The organism is Caloranaerobacter azorensis DSM 13643, from assembly GCF_900129995.1.
In the GTDB taxonomy this organism is placed as follows: domain Bacteria; phylum Bacillota; class Clostridia; order Tissierellales; family Thermohalobacteraceae; genus Caloranaerobacter; species Caloranaerobacter azorensis.
Map to the genome: position 1 here is coordinate 1 of NZ_FQXO01000144.1, position 1,739 is coordinate 1,739.

Consider the following 1,739-nt stretch of genomic DNA (forward strand, 5'->3'; position numbering starts at 1 on the left):
GGACACCCTTGCCTTTGGCTAGTGGTTGGCACGGTCAACCCCCACAGTGGACTTTCACCACCTAGTTGTTACGCATGCCCGGCACACATAAAAAACTGCTAATTTTTTAGCAGTTTTTTTGTAACTAAAATTTATCTATTTTGTATATTTAAGCATAGTATCAATTAATTCTTCTATTACTTCATCACCTTTATTTTTATCTAAATAATCTTTAATACAATCTTTCATATAATTTTCTAAAATTAATCCACCAACTTTATTAAGTGCAGACCTAGCCGCCGCTATTTGAATTAAAATATCACCACAACATTTATCTTCATTAACCATACGCTGAATACCTTTTATCTGCCCTTCTATTCTCCTCAATCTAACTATAATATCATTAGTATTTTTTATAATTTCCATTTTGACCTCCTCATTTCTGTTTATTTTAAAATCCTTACCATTTCAAATTTATAATTTTCATTCTTTTTAATTTTTTTATCATATAACCTTAAAATTATAAATGAAAAACCTAAAAATAGTAACCCTGCTATAAAACCAAGATTTTCATAATTGTTATATCCCATATTTTTAAATAAATATATACTTAAACTTATTCCAAATATCATTAAAATAAGCGGCAATACATACACTAAGAATGCTGATTTTAATACTATACTCGTATTCATTCTAATTTCTACATAATCTCCCGGTTTTGCCCCTAATGTATTTTTAATAGTCGTTTTTATACCGGGTACACTGCATCCACCTTTACAACTAGTACATTTATCGCCGCAAGAGGAAACTCTTCTCACTATAACTTCGGCTCTATCTCCCTCAATCCTACTTACAAATCCTATCTGATCCATTCATTAATCCTCCCAAATATTTTTATTTAGACCCATTTATTCCTATTAAATCCTTTACTACTTCAGAAGCAATAATCAAACCTGCAACAGATGGTACAAAAGAAATACTTCCTGGTATTTGCCTTCTTTCAGCACAAGTTCTATCTTTATTCGGACAAATGCAATCAGTCTTACAATTACTATCAATCAGTTTAGGTTTTATCGGTTCTTCCTTTGAATATACCACCTTTAAACTCTTTATCCCTCTTTTTCTCAATTCTCTCCTCATTACCTTCGCCAATGGACAAACCGATGTATTATATATATCATCAACCTCTAACATAGTAGGATTTAACTTATTTCCAGTTCCCATACTACTTATTATAGGTATACCCATCTTTTTACATCTTTCTATTAAATCTAATTTAGAAGAAACCATATCTATAGCATCAACAACATAAGAATATGAATCGAAAAGTAATGTTTTAGCACTTTCCGCATTATACAACTTTTTATGAGCTATAACTTCTGCATCAGGATTTATTTCTAATATTCTATCTTTCATTACTTCCACCTTGGATCTACCTATAGTCCTCCTTGTAGCATGAATCTGCCTATTTATATTAGTCAAACATATATCATCGTCATCTATTAATATAAGTTTACCTACTCCAGCTCTAACTAAACCCTCGACTACAAAAGTACCTACTCCACCAATACCAAAAACTGCAACAGTACTTTTTTTAAGTTTTTCTAACCCTTCTGTACCTATTAACATCTCTGTTCTTGAAAATGCATGCAACATATCTTACAACACCGTTGACTTATATCTATAAAAACCTTATAGAAGGCAACGCATACCTATAAATCTTTATAGATTTATAGATCTTATCCGATACTTCTATTATG

General features: G+C 30.9%; 3 protein-coding genes. All 3 read right to left on the reverse strand.

What is annotated here, in order from left to right; all coding sequences use genetic code 11:
* Positions 1 to 135 precede the first annotated feature (135 nt).
* From BUB51_RS12525 to BUB51_RS12535, 3 genes are read right to left on the reverse strand one after another with little or no spacing between them, the layout of a single operon-like run.
* Positions 136 to 405: a metal-sensitive transcriptional regulator gene (locus tag BUB51_RS12525; protein WP_035161303.1), complete on the reverse strand. Its 270-nt coding sequence runs from the start codon at positions 403 to 405 to the stop codon at positions 136 to 138.
* A gap of 20 nt (positions 406 to 425) precedes the next feature.
* Positions 426 to 851, reverse strand: a complete 426-nt coding sequence (locus tag BUB51_RS12530) for a SoxR reducing system RseC family protein (protein WP_073198179.1) — start codon at positions 849 to 851, stop codon at positions 426 to 428.
* Between the two features lie 22 nt (positions 852 to 873).
* A complete protein-coding gene (locus tag BUB51_RS12535) occupies positions 874 to 1,635 on the reverse strand; it encodes a tRNA threonylcarbamoyladenosine dehydratase (protein ID WP_073198181.1) in 762 nt (253 codons plus the stop codon).
* Positions 1,636 to 1,739: the final 104 nt, after the last annotated feature.